24 protein-coding genes are annotated in these 26,140 nt (G+C 61.5%); 17 read left to right on the top strand and 7 right to left on the bottom strand.

Translation table 11 applies throughout. The annotated features are described in order from the left end of the window. Positions 1–125 precede the first annotated feature (125 nt). From EJ576_RS07470 to dinG, 3 genes are all read right to left on the bottom strand, one after another. Positions 126–1,271 (bottom strand): EstA family serine hydrolase, encoded by a 1,146-nt coding sequence (locus EJ576_RS07470; protein WP_028619243.1) that lies wholly within the window; start codon positions 1,269–1,271, stop codon positions 126–128. A gap of 82 nt (positions 1,272–1,353) precedes the next feature. Further along, positions 1,354–3,651 (bottom strand): beta-galactosidase, encoded by a 2,298-nt coding sequence (locus EJ576_RS07465; protein ID WP_126569969.1) that lies wholly within the window; start codon positions 3,649–3,651, stop codon positions 1,354–1,356. A gap of 89 nt (positions 3,652–3,740) precedes the next feature. After that, positions 3,741–5,885, bottom strand: a complete 2,145-nt coding sequence (gene dinG / locus EJ576_RS07460; protein WP_016975052.1) for an ATP-dependent DNA helicase DinG — start codon at positions 5,883–5,885, stop codon at positions 3,741–3,743. Positions 5,886–5,984: 99 nt separating this feature from the next. Between dinG and EJ576_RS07455 the strand changes: the two genes are divergently transcribed. Further along, positions 5,985–6,449 carry a CopD family protein gene (locus EJ576_RS07455; protein ID WP_122724709.1) on the top strand — a complete coding sequence of 155 codons (465 nt, stop codon included), beginning with the start codon at positions 5,985–5,987 and terminating at the stop codon, positions 6,447–6,449. Between the two features lie 119 nt (positions 6,450–6,568). On the opposite strand, the gene EJ576_RS07450 is transcribed toward EJ576_RS07455, so the two are convergent. Then, positions 6,569–7,327 (bottom strand): hypothetical protein, encoded by a 759-nt coding sequence (locus EJ576_RS07450; protein ID WP_028619239.1) that lies wholly within the window; start codon positions 7,325–7,327, stop codon positions 6,569–6,571. A gap of 160 nt (positions 7,328–7,487) precedes the next feature. Then, positions 7,488–8,183, bottom strand: a complete 696-nt coding sequence (locus EJ576_RS07445) for an OmpA family protein (RefSeq protein WP_122724707.1) — start codon at positions 8,181–8,183, stop codon at positions 7,488–7,490. 190 nt (positions 8,184–8,373) lie between these two features. Between EJ576_RS07445 and EJ576_RS07440 the strand changes: the two genes are divergently transcribed. Genes EJ576_RS07440 through EJ576_RS07425 form a run of 4 tightly spaced genes read left to right on the top strand, consistent with a single transcriptional unit; the run spans position 8,374 to position 10,046 of the window. Further along, positions 8,374–8,871 carry a DUF6231 family protein gene (locus EJ576_RS07440; RefSeq protein ID WP_010212387.1) on the top strand — a complete coding sequence of 166 codons (498 nt, stop codon included), beginning with the start codon at positions 8,374–8,376 and terminating at the stop codon, positions 8,869–8,871. Between the two features lie 4 nt (positions 8,872–8,875). Further along, positions 8,876–9,346, top strand: a complete 471-nt coding sequence (locus tag EJ576_RS07435; protein ID WP_122724705.1) for a YchJ family protein — start codon at positions 8,876–8,878, stop codon at positions 9,344–9,346. A 20-nt stretch (positions 9,347–9,366) separates the two neighbouring features. Then, entirely contained in the window at positions 9,367–9,849 is a 483-nt protein-coding gene (locus EJ576_RS07430; RefSeq protein WP_028619235.1) for an LEA type 2 family protein, read from the top strand. Next, positions 9,846–10,046 carry an SEC-C metal-binding domain-containing protein gene (locus EJ576_RS07425; RefSeq protein WP_003189235.1) on the top strand — a complete coding sequence of 67 codons (201 nt, stop codon included), beginning with the start codon at positions 9,846–9,848 and terminating at the stop codon, positions 10,044–10,046. The genes EJ576_RS07430 and EJ576_RS07425 overlap by 4 nt, the downstream gene beginning before the upstream one ends. Before the next feature lie 77 nt (positions 10,047–10,123). On the opposite strand, the gene EJ576_RS07420 is transcribed toward EJ576_RS07425, so the two are convergent. Then, positions 10,124–11,509: an ATP-binding protein gene (locus EJ576_RS07420; RefSeq protein ID WP_126569968.1), complete on the bottom strand. Its 1,386-nt coding sequence runs from the start codon at positions 11,507–11,509 to the stop codon at positions 10,124–10,126. Then, positions 11,506–12,216: a response regulator gene (locus EJ576_RS07415; RefSeq protein WP_126569967.1), complete on the bottom strand. Its 711-nt coding sequence runs from the start codon at positions 12,214–12,216 to the stop codon at positions 11,506–11,508. Before EJ576_RS07415 ends, EJ576_RS07420 begins: the two co-directional genes overlap by 4 nt. A 201-nt stretch (positions 12,217–12,417) precedes the next feature. Between EJ576_RS07415 and EJ576_RS07410 the strand changes: the two genes are divergently transcribed. From EJ576_RS07410 to EJ576_RS07355, 12 genes are all read left to right on the top strand, one after another. Further along, complete coding sequence (locus EJ576_RS07410) at positions 12,418–13,557, top strand: ABC transporter substrate-binding protein (RefSeq protein WP_122724698.1); 1,140 nt, start codon at positions 12,418–12,420, stop codon at positions 13,555–13,557. Further along, positions 13,554–14,612 (top strand): iron ABC transporter permease, encoded by a 1,059-nt coding sequence (locus tag EJ576_RS07405; protein ID WP_122724695.1) that lies wholly within the window; start codon positions 13,554–13,556, stop codon positions 14,610–14,612. The genes EJ576_RS07410 and EJ576_RS07405 overlap by 4 nt, the downstream gene beginning before the upstream one ends. After that, positions 14,609–15,394: an ABC transporter ATP-binding protein gene (locus tag EJ576_RS07400; protein ID WP_122724692.1), complete on the top strand. Its 786-nt coding sequence runs from the start codon at positions 14,609–14,611 to the stop codon at positions 15,392–15,394. The genes EJ576_RS07405 and EJ576_RS07400 overlap by 4 nt, the downstream gene beginning before the upstream one ends. A 105-nt stretch (positions 15,395–15,499) precedes the next feature. Next, entirely contained in the window at positions 15,500–16,144 is a 645-nt protein-coding gene (locus tag EJ576_RS07395; RefSeq protein ID WP_126569966.1) for a glutathione S-transferase N-terminal domain-containing protein, read from the top strand. A gap of 227 nt (positions 16,145–16,371) precedes the next feature. After that, positions 16,372–18,813, top strand: coding sequence for a penicillin acylase family protein (locus EJ576_RS07390; protein WP_126569965.1), 2,442 nt, complete (start codon positions 16,372–16,374; stop codon positions 18,811–18,813). Positions 18,814–18,948: 135 nt separating this feature from the next. Continuing rightward, complete coding sequence (locus tag EJ576_RS07385) at positions 18,949–19,953, top strand: ligase-associated DNA damage response exonuclease (RefSeq protein WP_122724686.1); 1,005 nt, start codon at positions 18,949–18,951, stop codon at positions 19,951–19,953. Beyond that, positions 19,950–21,584 carry an ATP-dependent DNA ligase gene (locus tag EJ576_RS07380; protein WP_126569964.1) on the top strand — a complete coding sequence of 545 codons (1,635 nt, stop codon included), beginning with the start codon at positions 19,950–19,952 and terminating at the stop codon, positions 21,582–21,584. Before EJ576_RS07385 ends, EJ576_RS07380 begins: the two co-directional genes overlap by 4 nt. 328 nt (positions 21,585–21,912) lie before the next feature. Then, positions 21,913–22,692: a transporter substrate-binding domain-containing protein gene (locus EJ576_RS07375; protein WP_016975034.1), complete on the top strand. Its 780-nt coding sequence runs from the start codon at positions 21,913–21,915 to the stop codon at positions 22,690–22,692. Positions 22,693–22,748: 56 nt separating this feature from the next. Continuing rightward, on the top strand, positions 22,749–23,477 hold the full coding sequence (locus EJ576_RS07370) for an ABC transporter permease (protein ID WP_010212412.1): 729 nt from the start codon (positions 22,749–22,751) through the stop codon (positions 23,475–23,477). After that, positions 23,474–24,184: an ABC transporter permease gene (locus EJ576_RS07365; protein WP_028619222.1), complete on the top strand. Its 711-nt coding sequence runs from the start codon at positions 23,474–23,476 to the stop codon at positions 24,182–24,184. The genes EJ576_RS07370 and EJ576_RS07365 overlap by 4 nt, the downstream gene beginning before the upstream one ends. 9 nt (positions 24,185–24,193) lie before the next feature. Continuing rightward, entirely contained in the window at positions 24,194–25,312 is a 1,119-nt protein-coding gene (locus EJ576_RS07360; protein WP_126569963.1) for a succinylglutamate desuccinylase/aspartoacylase family protein, read from the top strand. A gap of 13 nt (positions 25,313–25,325) precedes the next feature. Continuing rightward, positions 25,326–26,090, top strand: coding sequence for an ABC transporter ATP-binding protein (locus tag EJ576_RS07355; protein ID WP_123476519.1), 765 nt, complete (start codon positions 25,326–25,328; stop codon positions 26,088–26,090). Positions 26,091–26,140 lie beyond the last annotated feature (50 nt).

The raw sequence follows: 26,140 nt of genomic DNA, 5'->3' as shown, positions 1-26,140 counted from the left end.
GAAAAGAAACGGGGGTCTGGATGACCCGTTAAACAGACGCTTACAGAACATTAAAGTTACATCATTTCGTTCAGCGCCTTCTTATAGTTGCCTTTGTAACAAAAAAACGTGAAACAGCAAGGGGTTTACAGACAACCGGCCAATATTCCGACCAACTTCTGTGCCCGTGGGTCCATAAGTACATAAGGGCCCAATGTATTAGTGACGAAACCAAACGCTACATCATGCTCTGGGTCGGCAAAGCCTACCGAGCCGCCTGCGCCGGGATGCCCGAATGCACGCGGGCCAAGGCCGAAGGTGGCATTGGGCAGCTGCGGTTGGTCCAACATGCAACCCAGGCCAAAACGGGTTTGTGTCAATAATGTTTTATCCGGCCCGATACTGTGTTCGCGGGTCAATTGTTCAAGCATGTCGGCTTCGAGCAAACTACCGTCCAATAAGCCGCTATAAAAGCCCGCCAGGCTGCGTGCATTACCGTGACCATTTGCCGCTGGCTGCTGCATACGGCGCCATTCAGGTTTGTTAGTGCTGGTCAGAATAGACGGTGGATTAGCAAAAGCACGCGTCGTCATGGCCGCAGGTTCACGCATCATTACTTGCAGTAAACGCTGTGCCGCTTCATCGCCCATGTTGCCTTTGCTACGCGCTATATGTGCCACGCGATAAAACTCTTCATCTGCCAGGCCCACATGGAAGTCCAGCCCCAATGGCCGCGCAACCCGCGCCACGATGGATTCTCCCGGCCCACGCCCATCGGCGCGACGCAGCAATTCACCCACCAGCCAGCCGTAGGTGATCGCCTCGTAGCCATGACCTTGGCCGGGCGTCCACCACGGGGCTTCGGCCGCCAGGGTGTCGACCATCAGTTGCCAGTCGTACAGCGCCTCGGTCGGCAGCATCTCGCGGATCGCCGGCAACCCGGCCTGGTGGCAGAGCAACTGGCGCAGGGTGATGGACTCTTTCCCCGCCGCCGCAAATTCCGGCCAGTAGTTGGCAACGGGTACGTCCAGTTGCAACTTGCCTTCGGCCACCAACTGCAAGGCCGTGACGGCGGTAAAGGTCTTGGTACAGGAGAACAGGTTGACGATGGTGTCACTGTGCCAAGCCTCGGCACCGTCCTTGTCGGCGGTGCCGGCCCACAGGTCGACGACGGTTTCGCCGCCTATCTGGATACACAGCCCGGCACCGCGCTCCTGCGGGTCATCGAACAACGCGGCAAAGGCTTCACGTACCGCTTCGAACTGGAGTTCGTAATGACCCTGGATCTGCACCTGAACACCCTCGGACAACACAGCAAAAAGTGGCCGACATTGTTCCAGTACTGGTGGGTTTTGTGAACCCGTCAGCCCTCAATCAATGACCATTCCCTGAGTGCCCGCCCGCATGCCCGGCGCCCTGCCCAGGGCCTTTGCCTTCGTGCCCGGCCCTGCCGCCTTCGCTTTCACGCACGGCGCCCGCCGCCTTGGCCTTTTCTGCTTCCTTGCCCAGTTGATCGACCGCCGCCAGGTTGCTTTTGCGCACGCTGTCGACAAAGCCCTGGAACGGCACATCGGTGATACCCACCAGGCCAAAATGGCCGTTTTCACCGTCCAGCAAACGCCCGGTTGCCGGCTGATCCAGGTACTGGAACCAATGCACGCCGACAATCGACGGCTCGGCCATGGCCTGCTTGAGGAAGTTGCCGTACGCCACACCACGGTCCTCTTCCTTGGCCAGTTGGGTCACTCCCCCCCAGAACGGCCCACGGTCAGCCGAGCCAAAGTTGAATTCGGTGATCAGCACTGGCTTATCCAGCGCACGCAGGGCGGCGAAGTCATAACCGTCCTGCGGCTTGAGGGTGTACATGTTGAAGCTCAGCACATCGCAATACTGGGCACAGGACGCCACGGCTTCCGGCGTGCTCACCGCAAAACGACCACCCAACAGCAGTTGGTTGGGTGCATGCCACTTCAGCGAGTCGGAAATGGTCTTGAAGTAGGCATCGGCAAAGGTCTTCTGGAAATACTTGAAGTCCGCTTCGATTTCCGGGTGCTCGGGGTTGGGCACCGGCGGTTCAAAGCCCGGGTCTTCCATCAGCTCCCAGCCCTTCAATTCGATGCCCCAGGCTTTCGACAGCCCTTCTTCGTTACGGTACTTGTCGCGCAGTTGCTTGAGGAACGCGCGCTTGGCCGGGACATCGGTGGTCATGCGCAAGGTGCCGTAGGCCAAGGCGTAGCGGGACTTAGGATCATCACCTGGGCCGGCCCAGGCCAACTCGTTGTCGGCAAAGAAACCGATCAACCACGGATCATCACGGTGATCGCGGGCAGCGATGGCCACGGCGCGCTCAGTGGCCATGGCGAAGCGCGGGTCGAACGGATCGGGCATGCCGCCCCACCAGTCGGTGCCGGTGCTGATGCTGGTGTAGTCGCCGACGATCGACAGCGGCAAGGTGTAGGGCACGCGATCGGCACGGGCGAGATCGTCGTCGCTCCAGTTGCCCACAGTGTTGAAACCCCAGGCTTGCAGGCGGTCGAGGGTGTGAGTGGTCCAGCGCTTCTGGTCAAACCCGTCACCGCCATAAGTGCGTTGCAGGTTGGCGCCGTAGAAATCGTACCAGCGCCCGGCGCCAAAGCTGCGGCCTTCACCCGCGCCGTTGCCGGTGCGGTTGTCGCCGCTGCCGTAATACTTGTCGAACGGTTCGCCGGCCTTGGGCAGCGCCGCGAACATCCATTCACGGCCGGACACGTAGGTCTGGTTGTTGTCCGGGGCCACGGTATTGACGCCCAGCGAATAGAACGGATGCCCCTCCGGCGTCACCAGGTACCAGCGCCCATCGCGTTTCTCGGTGCGGAAAAACCCGCTGGCGTCGAACGCCGGACCTTTGTTCCAGCCACCGTACTTATCCAACGAGGATTTTTCCCGCGTGGCCAGCCAGCCCTGGAGCTGCTGTTGCTCCTTGGCAGCGGCGGCCTTGAGTTGTTCGTCGCTGCTGACTTTTTCCGGCCAGCACGCACGGGTGGATTGACCATAGGCATCCACCAATTCGCTGTAGGCAGCCTTCAACACCGGCTCGCTGTCCTGCACGCCAAAGCGCTCCAGTAGGATGCTTTGGGCGGCGTTGGGCTTGATCATCGACAACGTCACCGAAACCACTTGGCTACGGTCGATTTCACCCGCGCTGCTGGCCAGCAAGACGCGCTGGCCGTCTAGGGTGATCGGCATCGGCGGGCCGGCCTTCATGCCCTGGCTCAACGGCGAGTTGGCCTGCAACGGGACCAACAAGGTTTGCGCCGGGCCCGCCGGCAGGTCGATGCGACTGACCAGGGTACGGCCGTCGCTGCTCTGCACCTTGACGTAGAGCGTCAGCGCCCAATCCATTGCACTCTGGATGCGCAGGCTCATGGCCCCCGACTGAGACCAGTCCCAGGCGCCCGTCTGCGGGCTAAGCACCAGGCTGGGTTCAGCAGCCGGGTTGAACGTGATGCGGCGCAACACTTCGCCTTCGGGGGTCTGCTCGGCGTTGTACTGCGGCAGGCTGGCGTCCTGGGTCGCCACCTTGACCACATCAGCGGGCCGGACGAAGTTGAACAAGGTCTGTTGCCCGGCAGGCGCGGCCATCAAGGGCGCGGCGAACAGCAGGGCAAAAAGGGCGGGCAGCGTGCGAATCATACGAGCAAGGTTCTCCCAGACGGCCGATGAATGGCCTGATGAAATACAGTGAGATAGACCACGAAGTGGGCGAATCCGCCCACTGTGGCTTAAGAAATTTCGCGCCTGAACGGCGGCAAGGCATTAAGGATAGCCTTGCCATAGCGTTGGGTGACCAAACGGCGGTCGAGCAAGGTGATGGTGCCTCGGTCCTCTTCGGTACGCAGCAAGCGACCGCAAGCCTGGACCAGCTTCAAGGAAGCGTCCGGCACCGAGATCTCCATGAACGGGTTACCGCCCCGTGCTTCGATCCATTCGGCCAACGCCGCCTCGACCGGATCATCCGGCACCGAGAACGGGATCTTGGCGATCACCACGTGTTCACAGTAGGCGCCGGGCAAGTCCACCCCTTCGGCAAAGCTCGCCAGGCCGAACAGCACGCTGGAATCCCCGCCATCCACCCGCGCCTTGTGCTTGTTCAGGGTTTCCTGCTTGGACAGGTTGCCCTGGATAAACACTTGTTTGCGCCAGTCACGGTCGAGGCCGTCGAACACGTCCTGCATCTGTTTGCGCGACGAGAACAGCACCAGCGTACCGCGTGAACCTTCTACCAGTTCCGGCAGGTCACGGATGATTGCGGCGGTGTGAGCCGCCGCATCCCGTGGGTCAGCCTTGAGGTCCGGCACCCGCAACACACCCGCGTCGGCGTGATGGAACGGGCTCGGCACCACCGCAGTGACGGCCTTTTTCGGCAGCCCGGCACGCATGCGGAAGCGGTCGAAGGTGCCCAGGGCGGTCAGTGTGGCCGAGGTAACCAGGCAGCCGTAGGCCACGTTCCAAAGGTTGCGGCGCAGCATTTCCGCCGCCAGGATCGGACTGGCGTTGACCTCGATGTCGAACAGCGCACCGCTTTCCGACAGGGTCAGCCAACGCGCCATGGGCGGGTTGTCTTCCGGGTCTTCAACGGTGAAGGCGGTCCACAACTCCCAATTGCCCTGGGAGCGCGACAGCAGGCTGCCGAACAGCGGGTACCATTCCTCGGCCTGGTTGCTGGCGATACCGATATTGACCTCGCCATCCATGCCTTCCTTAAGCAGGTCGGTGAGGCGGGTGAACAGGTCAGTCAGGCGTGAAAAGCCCTTCTTCAGCTCGATGCCCATTTCGCGCATGTGCTCGGGAATCAAACCGCCGACGAACCGATGACGCGGCCGCTCGCGGCCCTCGACGTCTTCACCGGGTTTGAAATCCGCCACCTGCTCGCAGGCGCTGAACATGAATTGCTGCTGGGTCTTGATCTCCCGCGCGAGCTCCGGCACCTGTTCGATCAGCTTGCCCAGGTCGCCGGGCAGCGGGTGCTGGGCCAGCAACTTGGTGAGGTTCTTCGCGGTGGTTTCCAGCCAGTCGGCAGTGGAACGCAGGCGCGTGTAGTGGGCAAAGTGGCCGATGGCCTTGTCGGGAAGGTGATGGCCTTCGTCGAAAACGTAGAGGGTGTCACGCGGGTCCGGCAGCACGGCGCCGCCGCCCAGGGCCAGGTCGGCCAGGACCATGTCGTGGTTGGTGACGATCACGTCGACCTTGCCCATACCTTCGCGGGCCTTGTAGAAGGCGCACTGGCCGAAGTTCGGGCAATGACGGTTGGTGCACTGGCTGTGGTCGGTGGTCAGGCGCGCCCAGTCGGAATCCTCCAAGGCGGTGGGCCAGCTGTCGCGGTCGCCGTCCCATTTATTACCGGCCAGTTTCTCGATCATGCTGGTAAACAGCTTCTGGCTGACTTCATCCACCTCGATCTTGAAGCCTTCTTCTTCGAACAGCGACGCCGTTGCGGTTTGCGCGTGGCCTTCCTGCAACAGCACGTCGAGCTTGGACAGGCACATGTAGCGGCCACGGCCCTTGGCCAGAGCGAAGGTGAAGTTCAAGCCGCTGTTGCGCATCAGGTCGGGCAGGTCTTTGTAGACGATCTGCTCTTGCAGGGCGACGGTGGCGGTGGCGATCACCAGGCGCTTGCCGGCGGCCTTGGCGGTGGGGATCGCGGCCAGGCTGTAGGCCACGGTTTTGCCGGTACCGGTGCCGGCCTCGACGGCCACGACCGCGGGCTCACCCTCGCGGCGACCTTCGTCGTCGGTGTCGATATCCCCGAGGACCTTGGCCACTTCGGCGATCATCAGGCGTTGGCCATAGCGCGGTTTCAAGCTCTTGGCTTCGAGAAAACGCGAGTAGGCGCCCTGGATCGTGGTTTTGAGTTCAGTGCTGATCATGGATAGTCGGGCGCAAAAAACGCTGGATAAATTTTCAGTGGTTCGGATCGGCGGCTATCATACCCCGCTAATGAATCCCGCGCAGAACGGAGTACCACAATGACCGCGTTTAGCCTCGCTTACACCCTGCATGTATTGGCCGCCCTGGTATGGGTGGGCGGTATGTTTTTCGCCTGGATGATCCTGCGCCCCGCCGCTGTGGCGGCACTTGAGGGCCCTGCCCGGCTCAGGTTGTGGGCGAATGTGTTTCAACGTTTTTTCGTGTGGGTATGGATCGCGGTGGCAATTTTGCCGATCAGCGGCATCGGCCTGCTGCAATTGCGCTTCAACGGGTTTGAGACGGCGCCGCGTTATGTGCAGGTGATGATGGGGTTGTATCTGGTGATGACGGCGTTGTTTATCCGTATCCAGGCGTTGAAATTCCCGGAATTGCGCACGGCCGTGGCGGCTGAGGACTGGCCGGCGGGGGCTGCGGTGCTGGGGCAGATCCGCCGGTTGGTGGGGATCAATTTGATCGTGGGGTTGGTGGTGGTGGCGATTGCTTCGGCTCGACCGATGTTCTAAGGGTGTTCTTTAGGGCCTCTTCGCGGGCAAGCCCGCTCCCACATTCGACCGCATTCTCATGTTGGAACTCGGTCAACTGTGGGAGCGGGCTTGCCCGCGAAGACGTCAGCCCAAACGACTCACAGCCGCTGAATAGTCACAGTGCCCGCAGGCCCAGCCGGCCCCGGCTGCCCTTCCAACCCTGGGCGGCCCTTCTCGCCACCATCGGCGCGGTACACCAGGCAGCCTTTGGACTGGCCACCCTTGCCAGGCTTGCCCGCCGTGCCGGCCAAACCACCGGGACCACCGTCCACCCAGACCTTGATCTGCTGCGCCGGGAAGTCCTGCGGCAACTCGACCCGCACCTGCGCGCCGGACGCGCCAGGCAAGCCATCACCGCCGTTATCACCATTGGCGCCGCGACCGGCCGAACCCCAGGTGCAGCCTGGATCCACGCCATTGGCTCCGTCCAACCCGGAATAACCCTGTGCACCAGCGCCGCCACGGGCGTCTACCGAGAGTTCTTCAGCGGTCAATGAGTTGATGCGCAAAGTCAGGTCACGCCCGGCCTTGGCCGGTTTTTCGTGGGTGCCGGGCGCGCCGCGCGAGGTGATCTGGCTGCCGTGGTCCAACTGCGCGTGGCGCACCTGCAATTGCAGCGCGGTGTTGCCGGGCACAATGGCGATGCGGGCGTCGCGGCCCAGGTGCAGCTCATCCACCGTGACCTGGCTGATGGTGGCGGGGATCAGCAAGGTGCCGTAGTCCGCCACCTCCAACCGCTCCAGTTGCAACACGCTGGTGCTGCTGGGCAGGCGCATCAACGAGTTGGTTTCCACACTGACGCTTTGAGCCAGGGCAACGGGGCTGACCAACAGGGCCAGCAGTAAAACCTTACGCATCGTGGAGCTCCCCTGAAAATTTTCAAAAAATATTTCTAGTTTTTCTTTGGACTCACAGTAACGACTTCCACAGGCGCTTTGCCAGTGAAGGATCAAAAAAGTTGATAAAGGGGGAGGATTGGCAGCAATGCCCCTGTGGATCGCACAGGGGCAAGGACCGTCAGCGGTTGATCTGGATTTCCGTGCGGCGGTTCAAGGCGCGACCATCAGCGGTTTTGTTGTCGGCTACCGGGTGGCTTTCACCTGCGCCGGTTACCGCGACAAAATTGCTGCGCGGCACGCCGGCACCGATCAGGTAGTCCGTGACCGAATGGGCGCGTTTTTCCGAGAGTTTCTGGTTGTAGGCGTCTTTGCCGACACTGTCAGTGTGGCCACTGACCCGCAACTGGGCGCTCGGGGCTTCCTGTTTCAAGCGCGTGGCGATGGTATCGAGCTTGGTTTTGTCCGCCGCCGTCAGCTTGGCCGAGTCGAACTGGAAGTGCACATCGCGGATTACGATGGTTTCTTCCTTGACCACGACGACTTCCTCAACCACGGCCGCTGGCGGTGTCGGTGGGCAACCATTGGCATCCACCGGCACACCTTTTGGCGTGCCTGGACACTTATCGCGGCTGTCCGGCACACCATCGCCGTCTTCGTCGCCATCGCCGTGCACCCAGCAATAGGCGCCGGCCATGCCGCCGATCAGCAGTGCACCCGCGCCTGCATAGGCCGAGCTTTCAGTGGCACCGATCGCCGCACCGGTCACACCGCCAAGGGCGGCGCAGGTGGGCCAGTCGGTTTTTTGCAAACCTGCGCAACCTGTCAATACTCCGGTTAGCAGAACCAAGGGTAGAGCTGTCCGCATGATGCTCATCTGATTTCTCCTGAGGGGATCGGCGGGGGCCGATGGGTGGAGTAAAGACGGCTCTTTTCATCTGCGCCACTACGCCGCGCCCCTGTATTCATTGAGGATCGCCGCATTCGTAGGACTTTTCACAGCCGCCCGCTCTAGGCCCGCACGCTCAGCCGCGCTAGTCTCTACGGTCCTGATGTGAGGATCTCTGATGACCGCCGGTATTTCTGCCCGTACCCCCCAGCAAGCCTTGGCCGCCTTGCTCGATCTGCACCAGCCCAAACGCCTGCTGCTGTTGGGCGCCAGCCAGTTCCCGGCGCTGGAGGCTTTTCAAAAAGCCCACCCGGATACCCAGGTGTCCGTTGCGGCACCGGGCGCGTTGCCTACAGAGCTTGCCGCACAGCGGTTTGACCTGGCGCTGGTGGTGGACTGCCTGGAGCACCTGTCAAAACCGCAAGGCCTGACCCTGCTTGGCGGCATCCGTAACCTGAATGCCAGCCGCATTGCGGTGCTGGTGGACCTGGGCGCCTGCGACTGGAAGGACACCGACTTCTTCTCCCTGGCCCTGCAGGCCGGCGAGCGATTCCAGCGGGATGAACAGGTTCTGACGCTGTTTACCTACGATCTGCTTGACTATAAACAAGTGCCGGACTGGCTCAACGCCCGCTTCTGGGCCAACCCGGAAAACTTCGGAAAGTATTGGTGGTAACCCGATGAGTACATCCATTTGCCCCTGCGGCAGTGGCAACCTGCTGGATGCCTGCTGCGGTCATTATCACGCCGGGCATCCGGCACCTTGCGCCACCGCTTTGATGCGCTCGCGCTACAGCGCCTATGTGCTGGGCCTGGTGGACTACCTGGTCGCTACCACCCTGCCCGCGCAACAGACTGGTCTGGACCGAAATGCCATGGGTGCCTGGAGCGCCCAAAGCACCTGGCTCGGCCTGGAGGTAGAAAGCTCCGAGGTGTTCGGCGGCCAGCCGGAACACGCCTTCGTGACCTTCACCGCACGCTGGCACGACAGCAACGGCGAACATAGCCACCGCGAGCAGTCTTCTTTCGTACAGAATGACGGGCGCTGGTACTTCATCGACCCGACCGTGGAAGTGAAGGCCGGACGCAACGATGCCTGCCTGTGCGGCAGCGGGCAGAAATTCAAGAAGTGCTGTTCCAGCTACCTCTAACAACTCTAAGGATTAACGCCATGCTTCGGATGTACAGCTTGATGCTGGCGTTAGCCCTCGGTTTGAGCGGCTGCGCGTCGTGGTTTGAAGACGACTCTCCACCGCCCCACGTGTCGCTGGTGAAAGTCGAAGTGGTGCGCGCCAAGCTGCTGGAGCAGAAATTCAAGCTGTACTTTCGCGTGGATAACCGCGACGACGCCGACCTGACTGTGCGCGGTTTGATCTACAAGGTCACCCTGGGCGACTTCGTGCTGACCGAGGGCGAGTCCAATGAGTGGCTCACCGTGCCGCCGCGCAGTCATAAATTTTTCCGGGTGTCGGTGCGCACCAACCTCTGGCCGCAGATCCGTGATGTGGTGCAGATGCTGAAAAATCCCGACCAGCCCGTGCCGTATCGCTTGGATGGCGAGCTGAAAACCGGATTATTCATCGGTTATGACGTGCAGGTGAATCACAATGGCGAGATAATCCCCGGCGATTTTATTCCGGAGCGACATCGATGACTCAGCAACCCCATGTCCATGGTCCTGACTGCAACCACGATCACGATCACCATGATCACGACCACGGCCATGTCCACGGCCCGAACTGCGGCCACGCTCACCAGGAGCCAGTGCGCAATGCCTTGAAGGACGTGGGTCGCAATGATCCTTGCCCGTGCGGCAGCGAGAAGAAATTCAAGAAGTGCCACGGGGCTTGATGCCCTGACCTGTGGCGGGCTTGTTGTGGTGAGCGGGCTTGTCCCGCTCACTACATAACACCACCCCTGCGCGAACCTCAGGATCTGCGTTGGAACTGCAACTCCACTTCCAGCCCCCCACCTTCCCGATTACGCAAACTCAACCGCCCGTCATGCGCCTTGGCGATGGTGTGAGCGATGCTCAACCCCAAGCCATACCCGCCGGTCTCGGCATTGCGTGAACCCTCCACGCGGTAAAACGGCTCCATCACTTGGTCGAGTTGCTCCTGGGGAATCCCCGGGCCACGGTCGCTGATGACAATCTTCAAGCTGTCCGCCCGATCCTCGATTCGCACCACCACGTCGGTGCCATAACGCAGCGCATTTTCCAGCAGGTTCTGCACACAGCGCTTGAGGCTGCGGACATACCCCGGCAATGGCTGTTTCGCACGACCCTCGATCCGTACGTGTTCACCCACATCCTCCGCATCCGCCTGCAAGCTTTGCAGCAAGGCGTTGATGTCGATGTTTTGCCGTGTCTCGTTGATTTCGCCACTGCTGACAAAATCCAAGGTGCTGGAGACCATGTGCTCCATTTCCTCCAGGTCACTGCGAAAACGCTCCTTCGTGCGGTTGTCCTCGAGCATCTCGGTGCGCAGGCGCAGGCGTGTGATCGGTGAACGCAGGTCGTGGGAAATAGCCGCAAGAAACCGCGTGCGCTCGGCGATGTTGGCGATCAGCCGCTGTTGCATGGCATTGAAGGCCTGGGCGGCACGGCGCACTTCGGTAGGGCCATCCACCGACAACGGCGGACGCTGGATATCCCGGCCCAGGGCCTCGGCCGCCTTGGCCAACGCGTTGAGCGGGCGGATCGCCAGGCGCACCGCCACCAGAGCGATCAGCACCAATACCAGTACCCGCAGCAAATAAATGCGCATGACGTAATCGAACAACAGGTCCAGCGGTGAGGTGCTGGTCCAGCCCTGTTCTTCGCTGGCATCCACCTGCAACCAGCGGCCGTCGGGCAGGCGCAGGTCGATCAGAAACTGCCCCACCACCGATTTGGAACCCAGCAGGGTCGACAGCCCGGCGGTTTGCCCTTCGCCATCCACCAGCGACAGGCGCAACAGGATCAGCGTCTGGGCGTAACCGGTTTTTTCCGACAATACCTTCTTGATCAACCGTTCGGTGGGCCGGTCGCTGTCGTGAAGCGTGCTGGGCATATTACTGGCCTGGTCGCTGAGGGTCAGGCGGAAGGTCGGCGTGTCGAGCATCTTGATCAGCAGGTCCGCCTGTTGTGGGTCGCTGTGCACCAGCCGCACCACGTCCGCCAGGCGCGTGGCGATCAAGCGCGCAGGGATTTCCAGCACCTGCCCATGGCGCCGGTCGTACCAGATGCTGCTGGTCAGCGCCTGCGCCGCGAGCATGCCGCTGACCAAAATCAGCACCAACCGCCCGAACAGCGAACGCGGCAGCAGTCTCACGATTCCAGCACCACGTCGTCGGCGGTGAGCATGTAGCCTTCGTTGCGCACGGTCTTGATCAGCCCCGCCGGCAGTTGGGAGCGCAGGCGGCTGACACACACATCGATGGAACGGTCGAACGGCGTGCTGTCCTTGTCGAACACGTGATTGAGCAGGAAGTCGCGGCTCAACGGGCGATTGGGGTGCTGCAACAGCAGGCGCAACAGGCGGTAATCGGAGTTGCCCAGGCTGACCACCACACCCTCCGGCGACAGTAACTGCCGCGCCCGCGTGTCGAGCTGCCAGCCGGCGAAACGGATGCTCGGCGCTTCATCCAGGCGCGCGCGGTCGGGAAAGCTCTGCACCCGACGCAACACCACCTTGATCCGCACCAGCAATTCGCGCGGGTCGAACGGTTTGGGCAGGTAATCGTCGGCGCCGATTTCCAGGCCGACGATGCGGTCGATCAACGAGCCTTTTGCCGTGAGCATCACCACCGGCGTGTTTGAGTTCACCCGCAGTTCGCGGCACAGGCTCAGGCCGTCTTCACCGGGCAGCATCAGGTCGAGGACGATCAGGTCGATGACATTCAGCGCCAGGCGGCGGCGCATTTCCTTGCCGTCGGCCGCAGTGGAGACCTGGAAGCCAGCGTCGCTCAAGTAGTCGCAGAGCAACTGGCGGATTTGCGGATCGTCATCAACGATCAGCAGGTGGTCTTGCTTGGCCATGGGCAGTCAATCCGAAAAACAATGAAACGCAGCAAATAGCCGAAAGTTCAGCCAGCCGTGCAGGCAAATGTAATGGAATGTTGTAGGAAACCATAATCACGCATCAGCGATACAAACCCGGGGTATGGCAGGCGGAATCGCTCTTTAGACTACCGAACCTAAATGAGAGTAATTGTAATTTAGCCATTAAGGTCGTTCGCGATGCCATTGCCCACCCTTCGTCGCCACACACTCCACACAATCCTCTCGCGCACGCTCGGCGTGCTGTTTGCCGCGCTGGTCCTTGGCCACGCTGAAACCGCTGCCGCCCATGAAGTCACCGACGTGCTGGGCCGCAAGGTCGAAGTGGCGGACACCGTAAAGCGCGTTGTCCTAGGTGAAGGCCGGCTGATTTCGGCGTTTGCGTTGCTGGACAAGGACGCGCCCTTCCAGCGCATCGTCGGCTGGCAGAACGATTTGCGCCTGCTCGACCAACACACCTACAACGCCTACGTGGCGAAATTTCCCACAGTGAAAGACATCCCGCTGATCGGGCAAGCGTCGGAACAAAGCGTCAGCGCCGAGGAAATCCTCTCGCTGAAACCTGACCTGGCAGTGTTCAGCATTTCCGGTCACGGCCCCACCGAACACAGTCCGGTCGCCGATGTGCTGGCCAAGGCGGGCATTCCGGTGGTGTTCGTCGACTTCCGCATCAACCCGGTGCAGGGCACTCACACCAGCATGACTGCGCTGGGCCAGGCATTGGGGCGTGAAGCCCAGGCCAAGGCGTTCCTGGATTTCTATGACCAGCACATCAAGGTGATCACCGATGCGGTCGCCACCTTGCCGGCGGGGCCGCGCCCGAGTGTGTTCCTCGAACTGCTGGCCGGCGTTTGGCAAGCGCCGGGGCATACCACCGGCAAGAGTGGCATGGGCGAACTGATCGCACTGGTCGGCGGGCGCAATATCGCCGCTGGCGTGGTGCCGGGTGCGCTGGGCGATATCAGCGTCGAGTACGCGCTCAAGGCCGACCCGGATGTGTATATAGCCACCGGCAACCGCAAGCCCGGCTTGATCCTGGGCGCGGGTGTTGGCGCAGATGAAGCCCACGAGGCGCTGGACCGGGTATTGGCGCGTCCCGAATTCGCCAATCTTCGTGCAATCCGCGAGGGCAATGCCCACGGCCTGTGGCATGACTTCTATAACTCACCGTACAACCTGCTGGCGATTGAATCGTTGGCCAAATGGGTGCATCCAGAACTGTTCGCCAAGCTGGATCCGCAGGCGACCATGAACCAGATCAACGCGCAATTCCTGGGGATGCCGTTGCAGGGTGCCTATTGGATCGACACCTCTAAATGACCACCCAAGCCCTCGACCTTGCCAGCGCCACCCACGGCTACCGTCGCCTGTTGGCGCGGCGCGCCTGGCTGCTGGGCCTGCTCGGTACGGCGCTGGTGTGCGCCATCCTCGTGGACCTTGCCAGCGGTCCCTCGGGTATGGGCCTGCTGGCCTTGCTCGACGGTATCCTGCACCCGTCGCATCTGAGCGCCACCGACCAAGTAATCATCTGGAACGTGCGCCTACCCTATGCACTCATGGCAGTGCTGGTGGGCTGCGCGCTGTCATTGGCCGGGGCCGAGATGCAGGCGATCCTGAACAACCCGCTGGCCAGCCCGTTCACCCTGGGCGTGTCGTCGGCCGCAGCGCTGGGCGCGTCCCTGGTGATTGTGTTTCCGGTGACGACGCTGTGGGTGTCGGCCAATACGGCGATTTCCCTCTCAGCCTTCATCTTCGCCGCGGCTTCGGTGTTCTTGCTGCAAGCCATGTCGCGTTTGCGCGGCGCCGGGGTGGAAAGCCTGGTGCTGTTCGGCATCGCCCTGGTGTTCAGTTGCAACGCGGTAGTGGCGCTGCTGCAACTGGTGGCCACCGAAGACGTGTTGCAACAGCTGGTGTTCTGGACGTTGGGCAGTGTGACCCGCGCCAACTGGGACAAGCTCGGCATCCTGGCGCTGGTGGTCGCGGTAGTGCTGCCGTTTTCCTTTGCCGCCGCACCGCGCCTGACCCTGTTGCGCATGGGTGAGGACCGTGCGCAAAGCTTTGGCGTGGACGTGAAGCGCCTGCGGTTTTTCTCACTGCTGCGCATCAGCCTGCTGTCGGCCACCGCCGTGGCCTTTGTGGGCACAATCGGGTTTATCGGCCTGGTCGGTCCGCATATCGCGCGGATCCTGGTGGGCGAAGATCAACGTTTCCTGTTGCCGGCCAGCGCCTTGACCGGCGCGTTGCTGCTGTCGCTGTCGTCGATTGCCAGCAAGTTGATCATGCCCGGCGTGATTGTGCCGGTGGGCATCGTCACCGCGTTGGTGGGCGTGCCGATTTTCGTGGTGCTGGTGTTCAAGCGGGGGAGGCAGTTATGAGCGAAGGTTTGAGCATACACAACGCCCAGGTGAGTTACGGGCGCCGGCAGATCGTGCACGACCTTAGCCTGCCCACCCTGCCCCACGGCAGCCTGACCGCTCTGATCGGCCCCAACGGCGCGGGCAAGTCCACCCTGCTGCGTGCCGTGGCCGGGCTGGAAAAGATGCAAGGCGTTGTACGATTGGGTGACCTTGACCTGTCGGCCATGTCTGTCGCCGAGCGCGCGCGGCGCGTGACCTACATGCCGCAGAACCTGCCGCCAGGCTTGAGCCTCAGCGTGATGGAAAGTGTGATCGCCGCCCTGCGCGTGGCGAATGTCGAGGGCATCCCGCTGTCCAGCGACGCCTGCCTGCGTGAAGCCTTCGACGCCTTGCAACGCATTGGCATCGCACATTTGGCTGATCAACTGTTGAGCACGCTCTCCGGTGGCCAACGCCAATTGGTCAGCCTCGCCCAACTCATCGCGCGTCGCCCGCAGGTGATGCTGCTGGACGAACCCACCAGCGCCCTCGACCTCAATTACCAACTGAAAGTCATGGATTGCGTGCGTGATTTGGTGCGCGAACACAACCTGATTGCCGTAGTGGTGCTGCACGACATCAACCTCGCCGCACGCTTCGCCGACCATATTGCCGTGCTGCGCCAAGGACGCTTGTATGCCAGCGGTGCAGCGGACGACGTGCTTAACCCACTGCTGTTTGCCGAGGTGTATCGCGTGCGGGCACGCATCGAGCGCTGTTCGCAGCACACCGTGCAGGTGTTGGTGGACGGCGCCTTTTAATTTGCTTCTAAGGGTATGCGCAAATGTTTCATTGAAATTTCGCACACCCAACATTACCTATACCTACAGGCATTCGCTCAAGCATCACCACTTTTGGAGAGCTTCATGATCGACCTGTATTACTGGACTACCCCCAACGGTCACAAAGTATCGCTGTTCCTGGAAGAAGCCGGCCTGCCCTATAAGGTGCACCCGATCAATATCGGCCAGGGCGAACAGTTCAAGCCTGACTTCCTGAAGATCGCTCCCAACAACCGCATTCCAGCCATCGTCGATCAGGATCCGACCGACGGTGGCGCGCCGATTTCGCTGTTCGAATCCGGCGCCATCCTGTTGTACCTCGCGGAAAAAACCGGCCAGTTCCTTCCAAAAGACCTGCGCGGTCGCCAGGAAGCGCTGCAATGGCTGTTCTGGCAAATGGGCGGCCTGGGGCCAATGGCGGGTCAGAATCATCACTTCAGCCAGTTCGCACCGGAGAAAATCCCCTACGCGATCAAGCGTTATGTGGACGAAACCGCCCGCCTTTACGGCGTGCTCGACCGTCGTCTGGCAGATCGTGCATTCGTGGCGGGTGAGGCCTACAGCATTGCCGACATGGCGATCTACCCGTGGATCGTTTCCCACAAGTGGCAGAGCCAACGCCTGGAAGATTTCCCACATCTGCATCGCTGGTTCAACAGCATCAAGGAGCGGCCGGCGACGGTCCGCGCGTATGAGCTGGTACAGAAAGTGAACCCGCCCAAATCCTGAGTTTAAGTCGTACGCGGTCAAACTGTGGGAGCGGGCTTGCTCGCGAAGTCGGTGTGTCGGTCGACGTATTCAGTGACTGAAACTCCGCGTTCGCGAGCAAGCCCGCTCCCACATTGTTTTGCATAAGACTCAAGATCTAACGGTTAACCCAAACTCCTGCTTGCGTCGTTTCGCCGCGCTCACTAACGTAGCGCCTTTACTGACGCTACCCCCGCAGGAGCTTTGCCATGGCCTCGCCAGCCCTCTCACATTTTCTTCCCCGGTTCGGCGTTGCCGCGGCAGTGGCCAGTGCGTTAAGCCTGGCCGGTTGCCAGCTCCAGAGCACCCAGGACACCCTGCCCCCGGTCGCCGGCGTGCAGCCGATCAAAGGCCTGGCACAGAATGTGTCCGTGCGCCGCAATGCCCAGGGCATGCCGCTGATCGAAAGCAACACCTTCCATGACGCGCTGTTCAGCCTCGGTTATGTGCACGCCAGTGACCGCATCACGCAGATGGTCACCCTGCGCCTGCTGGCCCAGGGCCGCCTGGCGGAAATGTCCGGGCCCGAGGTGCTGGATGTCGACCGGTTCATGCGCGCGGTCAACCTGAAAAAAAGCGCCGGCGAGTTGTATAACGCGTCGAGCCCGCGCCTCAAGCGCTTCTTCGAAGTGTATGCGCGTGGCGTCAATGCCTACCTGTTCCGCTACCGCGACAAGCTGCCGCCGGACCTGGCCCAGACCGGCTACAAGCCCGAATACTGGAAGCCGGAAGATTCGGCACTGTTGTTCTGCCTGCTGAATTTCAGCGAATCGGCCAACCTGCAGGAAGAAATTGCCTCCCTGGTGCTGGCGCAGAAAGTCGGCGTCGACAAACTCGCCTGGCTCACGCCCAGCGCACCGGACGAAGCGATCCCGCTGGCCGAGGCCGAGAAACTCAAGGGCGTGAACCTGGGCCAGATCACCGGTCTCGCCGGCCTGGATACGGTCAGCCAGCAACTGAGCAGCCTCAATTCACTGGCAGTCACTACCTCGAGCAACTGGGCCATCGGCCCGCAACGCAGCCGCAGCGGTAAGAGCCTGTTGGCAGGCGACCTCGCCGCCCAGCCGCAAGCGCCGTCGCCGTGGAGCTATGTGCAGATACGTGCGCCGAAATACCAGGCCGTGGGCGCCTCGATTGCTGGCTTGCCGACGCTGTTGTCCGGTTTTAACGGCAAGGTCGCGTGGAGCATGAGCACGGTCAAGGGCGACACCCAGGACCTGTTCCTGGAAAAGGTCAAACGCCAGGGCAGCGCGTTGTACTACGAGAACAACGGCAAATGGCTACCCGCCGGTGTGCGAAACGAAACCTTCTTCGTCAAAGGCCAACGCTCGATTCGCGAAGTGGTGTACGAAACCCGTCACGGCGCCCTGCTCAACAGCAGCCAGGCGCTGACCACCGGCCTGGGTTTGGCGCTGCAAACCGCCGACTTCAAGGACGACAAGAGCCTGGACGCGTTCTTCGACCTGTCCCGCGCCCAAAACGCGGGCAAGGCCTCGGACGCCACCCGCGAGATACGCGCCATTGCGCTAAACATGATCTTCGCCGACGCCAGCAATATTGGCTGGCAAGTCACCGGGCGCTTCCCCAACCGCCGTGAAGGTGAGGGCCTGCTGCCGTCGCCGGGCTGGGACACGCGTTTTGACTGGGACGGTTACGCCGATGCGATGCTGCACCCGTATGACCAGGACCCGGCTCAAGGCTGGATCGGCACCGCCAACCAGCGCACCGCGCCGCGCGGTTATGGCATGCAACTGTCCAACTCCTGGGATGCCCCGGAGCGCAGCGAGCGCCTGGCGCAACTGGCCAATGCCGGCAAGCATGACAGCCGCAGCATGATTGCCATGCAGTACGACCAGACCACCACCTTCGCTGCCAAGCTCAAGACCCTGTTCCAGGCACCGGGCATGGCCCAGCCGCTGAAACAGGCGATTGACGCGCTGCCGGCGGCCGAACAGCTCAAGGCACGTGAAGCACTGGGCCGCCTGATGGCCTTTGATGGCCGCTTGGTATCCACCTCCGCCGACGCGGCGATCTATGAACTGTTCCTGCAGGAAAGCACCAAACAGATCTTCCTCGACGAACTCGGCCCGGAAAACGGTGCCAGCTGGAAGGCGTTTGTCAGCAATGCCAACCTGTCCTACGCCGCCCAGGCCGACCACTTGCTGGGTCGCGAAGACAGCCCATTCTGGGATGACGTGCGCACCCCGCAGAAAGAAGACAAACCGGCGATCCTCGCCCGCAGCCTGGCCGCCGCGATCAGCGCGGGTGAGAGTCAATTGGGTGCCGATCACAAGGCCTGGCAGTGGGGCAAGTTGCATACCACCACCTGGAAAAACACCAACGGCCAGGTGATTCGCGGTCCGCTGGCGTCCGGTGGCGACCACAACACCCTGAACCCAGCGCCGTACAGCTGGGGCCAGGACTTCACCACCACCCAGGTGCCGGCGCTGCGCATGATCGTCGACTTTGGCCAGGTGGAGCCGATGATGGGCCAGGGCGGCATCGGCCAGTCCGGCAACCCGGCCAGCCCGAACTATGCCAATGGCATCGACCCCTCGCTCAAGGCGCAATACCTGAGCTTCCCGATGCAGCCGCAGAACTTCGAGAAGGTGTATGGGAAGGCTCGGTTGACCCTGACACCGGGCAAATAATCCGGCAAGTGTGGGGCGGGCTTTTACTGTGGTGAGCGGGCTTGCCCCAACAAGCCCGCTCACTACAATAGTTAATCGAACTTCTCATCGCCCGCCCGCCTCCTACCTGATAAGCCCATCGCCCCCGGCACGCCCATGGACCTTGTCATCGCCCGCCCCGAAGGCCTCTACTGCCCCGCCGGAGATTTCTACATCGACCCCTGGCGCCCGGTGGAGCGCTCGGTCATCACCCACGCCCATGGCGACCACGCCCGCACCGGCAACCAGCACTACCTGGCGGCAGCCCCCGGCGAAGGCATCCTGCGTTCACGGCTGGGCCAGGACATCAACCTGCAGACCCTGGCCTACGGCGAGCCACTGGTTCACCACGGCGTCACCTTGAGTTTTCACCCCGCCGGGCATGTCTTGGGGTCGGCCCAGGTGCGCCTGGAATACCGGGGCGAAGTCTGGGTCGCGTCCGGTGACTACAAAGTCGAGCCCGACGGCACCTGCGCGCCCTTCGAACCGGTGCGCTGCCACACCTTTATCACCGAGTCGACCTTCGGCCTGCCGATCTACCGCTGGCAGCCCCAGGCGCAGATCTTCGCCGGGATCAACGATTGGTGGCAGGCGAATATCGCCGTCGGCAAAGCCAGCGTGTTGTTCTGTTATTCCTTCGGCAAGGCCCAGCGCATCCTGCACGGCATCGACGCCAGCATCGGCCCGATCCTCAGCCATGGCGCGGTCGAGCCGTTGAACCGGGTGTACCGCGAGGCCGGTATCTATATTCCTGAAACCCTCTACGCCGGTGACTTCAAGAAAACCGACCCGCTGCTGCGCCAGGCCTTGATTATCGCCCCACCCTCGGCCGGCGGCAGCAGTTGGATCAAGCGCTTCGGCGACTACAGCGACGCCTTCGCCAGCGGCTGGATGCGCCTACGCGGCACCCGACGCAGGCGCGGCGTGGACCGAGGTTTTGTGCTATCGGACCACGCCGATTGGCCCGGCCTGTTGTGGGCCATTGAGCAAACCGGCGCCGAGCGGGTGATGGTTACCCACGGGTCTGTCGGCGTATTGGTACGCCATCTGCGGGAAAAAGGCCTGGATGCCCAGGGCTTCACCACTGAATACGGTGACGACGAAGAAGAGGCCAGCGCATGAAGGCCTTTGCCGAGCTGTACGCCAACCTTGACGCTACCACCTCCAGCAACGCCAAGCTGGCCGCGCTGCAGGCCTACTTCCGCGATGCTGCGCCGGAAGATGCGGCCTGGGCCGTGTATTTCCTTTCCGGCGGACGCCCTCGGCAACTGGTACCGACGCGCCTGCTGCGGGACATGGCCACTGAAGCATCAGGTATCGAGCCGTGGTTGTTTGAAGAAAGCTACCAATCAGTGGGCGATCTGGCAGAAACCATTTCCCTGCTGCTGCCGGAATCTACCTACACCTCGGAGGACGGCCTGGCGGTGTGGCTGGAGGAAAAACTCCTGCCCCTGCGTGGCTTGCCGCCATTGGAATTGGCCGAACGTCTACCTGCGTTATGGGCGCAACTGGATCAACCCAGCCTGATGGTCTGCATCAAGTTGATCACCGGCAGCTTCCGCGTGGGCGTGTCCAAGCTACTGGTCACCCGCGCCCTCGCCGCAATGGCCGATCTGGACAGCAAGCGTGTGGCGCAACGCCTGGTGGGCTACACCGATCTGTCTAACCGTCCTACGCCGGAGGGTTATCTCAAGCTCATCGCCGCCGAATCGCCCGACGAACATGCGCAACGCGGCGGGCAGCCTTATCCGTTTTTTCTCGCCCATGGTTTGGCGCAACCAGTGGAGCAATTCAACGATTTGCTTGGCTCTCCCGCCGACTGGCAAGTGGAATGGAAGTGGGATGGCATCCGCGCGCAGCTGGTGAAACGTGACGGCCGCCTGTGGATCTGGTCCCGTGGCGAAGAATTGGTGACTGAGCGCTTCCCCGAACTGCATAGCTTGGTAAGCGGCTTGCCCGACGGCACGGTGATCGATGGCGAAATCGTGGTGTGGAAAGACGCGGTGCAACCGTTCGCGCTGCTCCAACAACGGATTGGGCGCAAGACCCTGAGCAAAAAAGTGCTGGAGGACGCTCCGGTTGCGGTGCTGGCCTACGACCTGCTGGAACATCAGGGCGACGATTGGCGCAACCACACCCAGGCTGAGCGTCGCACGCAACTTGAGCAGGTAATTGCCCAGTGCAACCAGCCGGTATTACTGGCGTCTCCCCTGTTGACCGGTGCAACCTGGGAAGACATGGCCGAACAACGCGAAGCCTCGCGCAGCCTCGGTGTGGAAGGCATGATGCTTAAAGCACGCGACGGCCTGTACGGCGTCGGCCGCACCAAGGACATGGGCGTGTGGTGGAAGTGGAAGGTCGACCCGTTCAGCGTCGACGCGGTGTTGATTTACGCCCAACGCGGTCATGGCAGGCGCGCGAGCCTGTACAGCGACTACACCTTCGCCGTATGGGACGGCCCGGCCGGCAGCGAACGCACGCTGGTGCCCTTTGCCAAGGCCTACTCCGGCCTGACCGACGAAGAAATGCGCAAGGTCGATGCGATTGTGCGCAAGACCACGGTGGAAAAGTTCGGCCCGGTGAGCAGTGTCACGCCGAGCATGGTGTTCGAACTGGGGTTTGAGGGGATTGCTCTGTCCAAGCGGCACAAGAGCGGGATTGCGGTGCGATTTCCGCGGATGTTGCGGTGGCGGCAGGATAAAACCGTGGAAGACGCTGACAACCTTGCCACCCTGCAGGACCTGCTGACCTGATTCCTTGGTTAAAAATGGCACAAATCCTTGTGGGAGCTGGCTTGCCTGCGATGGCGGCGTGTCAGTGAAAAATGAATTCGCTGATCCACCGCCATCGCAGGCAAGCCAGCTCCCACATTATTGATCTGCGCCAGAACCAAATTGGTGCACTGTTTTTTGCGCGCCCATTTTCGGGCATCTCCTACACTCAGCTCTCCCTTGTCCCACCTTTTAAAACGCTCATTCGGAACTATGGTGCAGAAATTGCTACTTGTGATCCGTCTGACACCGTTCAGTAACAGTCCTAAACGCGCCACAAGCGCTTATCTTGGTTTCCAGGGATTACATAATGAAAAAAGCATTGCTGACCCTTTCTGCACTGGCTCTGTGCATGGCCGCAGGTACCGCGCTGGCCAAGGAATACAAGGAACTGCGTTTTGGTGTCGATCCGTCCTACGCGCCGTTCGAATCCAAGGCCGCCGACGGCAGCCTGGTGGGCTTCGATATCGACCTGGGCAATGCGATCTGCGCCGAGCTGAAAGTGAAGTGCAAGTGGGTTGAAAGTGACTTCGACGGCATGATTCCGGGCCTCAAAGCCAACAAGTTCGACGGCGTGATTTCGTCCATGACCGTGACCCCGGTGCGTGAAAAGGCCATCGACTTCTCCAGTGAACTGTTCTCCGGCCCTACCTCGCTGGTATTCAAGAAAGGCGCAGGCTACTCGACACCTGAGTCCCTCAAGGGCAAGTCCGTGGGCTACGAGCAAGGCACTATCCAGGAAGCCTATGCCAAGGCCGTATTGGATAAAGCCGGTGTGACCACCAAGGCCTACGCCAACCAGGACCAGGTGTACGCCGACCTGACCTCCGGCCGTCTCGACGCGTCCGTGCAGGACATGTTGCAGGCTGAATTGGGCTTCCTGAAGTCGCCGGCCGGTGCCGGTTATGAAGTCAGCGCGGCCATCGACGACCCGTTGCTGCCGTCGAAAACCGCCGTCGGTATCAAAAAAGGTAACACTGAACTGAAGGCGCTTTTGGATAAAGGTATCAAAGCGTTACACGATGATGGCACCTACGCCACCATCCAGAAGAAACACTTTGGCGATCTGAACCTGTACAGCGGCAAATAATGCCTGGAGCGCCCTTCCCCGGAGGGGCGCTTTTTTATCGCCATAGGTCCTGATTTATGTTCGAAGAATTATTGCAAACCCTCGGGTTGAGCGCGCTCAGCTTGAAGGGTTTCGGCCCGCTGTTGCTGCAAGGCACCTGGATGACCATCAAGTTGTCGGTGCTGTCCCTGGCCGTCAGCGTGTTGCTGGGCCTGCTCGGCGCCAGCGCCAAACTCTCCAGCCTGCCCTTCCTGCGCATTCCCGCCCAGCTCTACACCACGTTGATTCGCGGTGTACCCGACCTGGTACTGATGCTGCTGATTTTCTACAGCCTGCAAACCTGGCTGACCGGCTTGACCGACTTCATGGAGTGGGAATACATCGAGATCGACCCCTTCAGCGCCGGGGTGATCACCCTCGGTTTTATCTACGGTGCGTACTTCACCGAGACCTTTCGCGGCGCAATACTCGCGGTGCCCCGTGGCCAACTGGAAGCTGCCACGGCCTATGGCCTCAAGCGCGGCCAGCGGTTTCGCTACGTGACCTTCCCGCAGATGATGCGCTTTGCCCTGCCGGGAATCGGCAATAACTGGATGGTGATGCTCAAGGCCACGGCCCTGGTGTCGATCATCGGCCTGGCCGACCTGGTCAAGGCTGCCCAGGATGCCGGCAAGAGCACCTATCAGTTGTTTTACTTTTTGGTACTCGCGGCATTGATCTACCTGTTGATCACCAGCGCGTCCAACTTCGTCTTGCGCCGCCTTGAACGTCGCTACTCCGCTGGTGCCCGGGAGGCCGTGCGATGATCGAACTCTTGCAGGAATACTGGCGCCCCTTCCTTTATAGCGACGGCCAGCACATCACCGGCCTGGCCATGACGATGTGGTTGCTCACTGCCGCGCTGGTCATCGGCTTTCTGGTGTCGATCCCGTTGTCCATCGCACGTGTGTCGCGCAAGCGCCTGGTGCGTTGGCCGGTGCAGTTCTACACCTACCTGTTCCGGGGCACGCCGCTCTATATCCAGCTTCTGATCTGCTACACCGGCATCTACAGCCTCGCCGCCGTGCGCGAACAACCGTTGCTGGATGCGTTCTTTCGCGACGCGATGAACTGCACCATCCTGGCCTTCGCCCTCAACACCTGCGCGTACACCACGGAGATTTTCGCCGGGGCGATCCGCAGCATGGCCCATGGCGAAGTCGAAGCGGCCAAGGCCTACGGCTTGAGCGGCTGGAAGTTGTACGCCTATGTGATCATGCCGTCAGCGTTGCGTCGTTCGCTGCCCTACTACAGCAATGAAGTGATCCTGATGCTGCACTCGACCACGGTGGCCTTCACCGCGACGATCCCCGACATCCTCAAAGTGGCGCGGGATGCCAACTCGGCCACCTTCATGACCTTTCAATCATTCGGTATCGCTGCGCTGATCTACCTGACCGTGACCTTTGCCCTGGTCGGTCTGTTCCGCTTGGCGGAGCGTCGTTGGCTGGCCTTCCTCGGGCCGAGTCATTAAGGAGTTTTTATGCGTCATCAGGTTCATGAACTGATCGCGCCGGTGCCAGGGACGGCGCGGCAGATTCACAGTTTTCACTTCGGCCCGGAACAGGCCGAAGGCAAGATCTATATCCAGTCGTCGCTGCATGCCGATGAACTGCCCGGCATGCTGGTGGCTTGGCACCTCAAAGTACGCCTGGCTGAACTGGCGGCGGCCGGTCGCCTGCGCAGCGAGATTGTGCTGGTGCCCATCGCCAACCCGGTGGGCCTGGAACAGGTGCTGATGGATATCCCGCTGGGCCGCTACGAGCTGGAAAGCGGGCAGAACTTCAATCGCCTGTTTGTCGACCTCAGTGAGGCGGTGGGTAATCAAATCGAGGAGCTGCTTGGGGACGATCCCCAGCACAACGTCGAGTTGATCCGCGCCGCGCTGTCTACCGCCCTCGCTGCGCAAAGCGCTGAGACCCAACTGCAATCCCAGCGCCTGGTGCTGCAACGCCTGGCGTGCGATGCCGACATGGTGCTGGACCTGCATTGCGACTTTGAAGCCGTGGCGCACCTGTACACCACACCCGAGGCCTGGCCGCAGGTGGAACCATTGGCGCGTTACATCGGCTCGGAGGCCAATCTGCTGGCGACCGACTCCGGCGGGCAATCCTTCGATGAGTGTTTCACCCTGGTGTGGTGGCAGTTGCAGCAACGCTTCGGCGAGCGCTTCCCGATCCCCATGGGCAGCTTTTCGGTGACCGTCGAACTACGTGGCCAGGGCGACGTCAATCACGGCCTGGCCGCCCTCGACTGCCAGGCGATCATCGATTACCTGATCCACTTCGGCGCCATTGCCGGGGAAGCCGCACCACTGCCCGACCTGCCCTACCCGGCCACACCGCTGGCAGGCGTTGAGCCGGTGGCGACGCCCATGGGCGGCCTGCTGGTATTCCGCGCCTTGCCCGGTGAATACCTGGACGCCGGACAACTGATCGCTGAAATCATCGACCCCATTTCCGACCGCGTGACGCCCGTGCATTGTCGCAATGCCGGCCTGCTTTACGCCCGTTCGCTGCGCCGCATGGCCACTGCCGGGATGGTCATCGCCCATGTCGCCGGCACCGAGGCCTACCGCAGCGGCTATCTACTTTCGCCTTGAGGATGCACGCCCCATGTACAAATTGACCGTTGAAGGCCTGCATAAAAGCTATGGCGACAATGAGGTGCTCAAAGGTGTTTCGCTCAAGGCCAAGACCGGTGACGTGATCAGCTTGATCGGCGCCAGCGGCTCGGGCAAAAGCACCTTTTTGCGCTGCATCAACTTCCTGGAAACACCCAACGACGGCGCCATGACCCTCGACGGCCAGCCGATCCGCATGGTCAGTGACCGCCACGGCATGCGCGTGGCCGATGACGCCGAATTACAGCGCCTGCGCACGCGCCTGGCGATGGTGTTCCAGCACTTCAACCTGTGGAGCCACATGAGCGTGCTGGAAAACATCACCATGGCCCCGCGCCGGGTACTGGGTTGCAGCAAGAAGGACGCCGAGGACCGTGCCCGTCGTTATCTGGATAAAGTCGGCCTCCCTGCACGCGTGGCCGATCAGTACCCGGCGTTCCTCTCCGGCGGCCAGCAACAGCGCGTCGCCATCGCCCGCGCCTTGGCCATGGAGCCGGAGGTGATGCTGTTCGACGAACCCACCTCGGCCCTCGACCCGGAGCTGGTGGGCGAAGTGTTGAAGGTGATTCAGGGTTTGGCCGAGGAAGGCCGCACCATGATCATGGTGACCCACGAAATGAGTTTTGCACGCAAGGTGTCGAGCCAGGTGTTGTTCCTGCACCAGGGCCTGGTGGAAGAGCAAGGTGTGCCGGAAGACGTGCTGGGCAATCCGAAGAGCGAGCGTTTGCAGCAGTTTTTGAGTGGCAATTTGAAGTAAACCTTTGGCCGCTCTGGAGGGTCTGTGGAATAGGCCTTCCAGAGTGTCAG

It is taken from the genome of Pseudomonas sp. C 49-2 (assembly GCF_003970195.1).
Lineage (GTDB): Bacteria > Pseudomonadota > Gammaproteobacteria > Pseudomonadales > Pseudomonadaceae > Aquipseudomonas > Aquipseudomonas canadensis.
Note: the sequence above shows the minus strand (reverse complement) of the source record. Positions and strands in the feature narration are given on the sequence as shown.